This is a genomic window from Synechococcus sp. B60.1, assembly GCF_047462555.1.
Taxonomy (GTDB): domain Bacteria; phylum Cyanobacteriota; class Cyanobacteriia; order Thermostichales; family Thermostichaceae; genus Thermostichus.
In genome coordinates this window covers 6,636-8,918 of record NZ_JANSJN010000097.1, presented here as the reverse complement: position 1 = coordinate 8,918, position 2,283 = coordinate 6,636, and the positions used below count along the sequence as shown (strand labels likewise).

2 protein-coding genes are annotated in these 2,283 nt (G+C 55.8%); both read right to left on the bottom strand.

What is annotated here, in order from left to right; genetic code table 11:
- Positions 1-1,889, bottom strand: a 1,889-nt coding sequence (locus tag NW863_RS10560; RefSeq protein WP_414366234.1) for an RAMP superfamily CRISPR-associated protein, incomplete at its 3' end; no start/stop codon positions are given.
- A 29-nt stretch (positions 1,890-1,918) separates the two neighbouring features.
- The coding region (locus tag NW863_RS10555; protein WP_414366233.1) for a Uma2 family endonuclease at positions 1,919-2,283 on the bottom strand (365 nt) is incomplete at its 5' end.

Genomic DNA, 2,283 nt, shown 5'->3' with positions numbered 1-2,283 from the left:
CCAAAAACGGTAACCACTTGGTAATCACCCAAATCGGCAATCCAAACCGGAGAGGGTACCTGTACACCCCCACACAAGAACTTGTCGTACCGGCCTTCGCCCTGCCGGCCAAGACGATGCAAAGTTGCCAGGGCATAGGGTTTATTAAACTCTTCCTCGCCGCTGCAGACCACAATCTGGCAGTTGGCATCCACTGCTTGCGGCCATTTATCCCTGTCAACTTGGCCAACACTTCCTGGGCTATTGGGGTTAATCGCCTGCTTGGTTAGAGTCTCGAGAGCGGCAAAAAAGTTTTCCAGACGCTTTTGGAAAAGCTTCTGAAACTCAGCCACCGATTTCGGCAGCTCCCAAAAGGCATCCTCTGACCTGGGAATTAGGGTAGAGCCGCGCCACCAGGGAGCCCGCTCGCGGTTTTGGCGGGAGTAGCAGGGTCTTCTGGCCCCTTGGCCCACACCTCCCAGATGGAACATCATCCAGGTGAGGTTGGCAAAGAGCTTTTTCGCCGCCTCTTGATCTTTCTGCGAAGCATAATTTTGGCACTCGCCCGAAAGACTCAAGACGAGGATCCCTTCTTGTCGTCCGGCAGGTTTATTTCTTCCTTGCTGATTGGGCTCCGGCTCCGGCTGAGAGACTTTGCCATCTAGGAGATCTACATGGATCCAGCCGTGTTTTTGCTTAGGGGTGATGGCGCCAAAAAGTTGCCCTTCCCACTCCTGCACCTGATCGACCGGCAAAACTCCCAGGGCAAAGGTGCGGAACCAATAGCGCAGCATATTCTTAAAGGCCACGGGCCGCACTTCGGCGATGGATCGGTTGTCGTAGCGATTCTTGTCGGGTCTCCAGTTGACTACCTGGCGCCCGTGAATGAGTTGGCCTTCTAGCTCAAAGGGCAGTCGCAAGAATTCTCCCCGGTACTTGTCGGGGGATCTTCCTGAGGAAACCAGCCGGCCGTAGCCAGTATTTACTTGGGATCCCACCCCTTGCTCCAAACCCCGGAGGAGCCATTGCTTAACTTGATCCAGCATCTCATCGGTGCAGCCGCTGCCTTTGCGCAGGCCAATCAAAAAAGTGGCTTGCTTGAGAGAGAAAAATAAGTTGGGGTTGGTCGAGTATTCAAGATTTTTTCCATTCCATTTCCAGACGTTATTAGCAATATCTACAGCCAGCCCCCCCGTTTTGGAGTTATCGGGATCCTCCCGCCTTTGGGGGCGAGTGGGTACCGGATAGGCATCCAAAAAGACAACCTTGCCGGCGCTATCTTTTTCCTCAGCTTGTAGGTGGCCAAACCAAGGAGCTACAGCTTGGTCTGCTTGATCCCAAGATAGGTTGCGCTCCTGCATCAGCTCCCGAATGGCCTGGGAGCGGGCTACACCGCGCAGGGTGGAGCCAGGAATGTAAGGGATCCCTAAGGGATCGAAAGCGGGGAGCAACATGCTCTCTGGGCCCTTGGCCCCACCGATTCGAATTCGCCAGGGACAGGTAACCTGAAAGGTGTCGCTGGCAATGCGTTGGGTGCGCTCGTTCAAAACTTTCAAGCGGGCTCCAAGGTTGATCGTTGTTTCCACTTGGTGCGCCAGCTCCGCTTTGGTGCCGTCTTTAAAAGCATCGAGCCGCGCTCGCATCCAACGCAGATATTCAATAAAACCGGCGGTGGGATCCGGCCTGGGCGTGGGATCCAAGGGGTGACCCAGCCAAGGCGAGGGCTGAGGATTGTTGCCTCCTCCGCCACCGCCTCCACCGCGCGGCTGGTTTCCCCCTCCATTGCCTCCTCTAGGAGAATTGGGGCCTCGATTTTCCTGAGGCGGCCGGCGGCTGGGATCCCCTGGCCTGGGGGGACGAGCAAGCGGCTGAGGCGTGTTGCCAGGACGAGCAGGGCGATGACCGGTCATGGGATCTTCTCCAAAAGCGGGAAACAGGGTTAGGAATTGCCAAGGGTTTGGCGAAATTCACGCAACATGGTGCTGGTACCAATTTCTAGGGCGCGTCGAATGAGTTGAGGTACAAGATTGGGGATGTCGAAGTCTGGAAAAAGCCGGCTGCAGCTTGATTCTACGTAGTCTTCTCCCTGCAGGATAAAGATCCGCAAACTTCGCTCACCCAAGATCCAAACTTCCGGCACGCCGATGGCTCTATAGGCCTCAATAAAAGTTCGGGAAGTAACGTCGGACTCGATGGCCAGATCAGGTGGGGGCAACTGATCGACATCGATCCTGCCCTCGCAACCTCGCACCAACTCCAGGTGATTGACATAGAAGCAGGTGTCGGGCTCCACTCCAGCCCTGC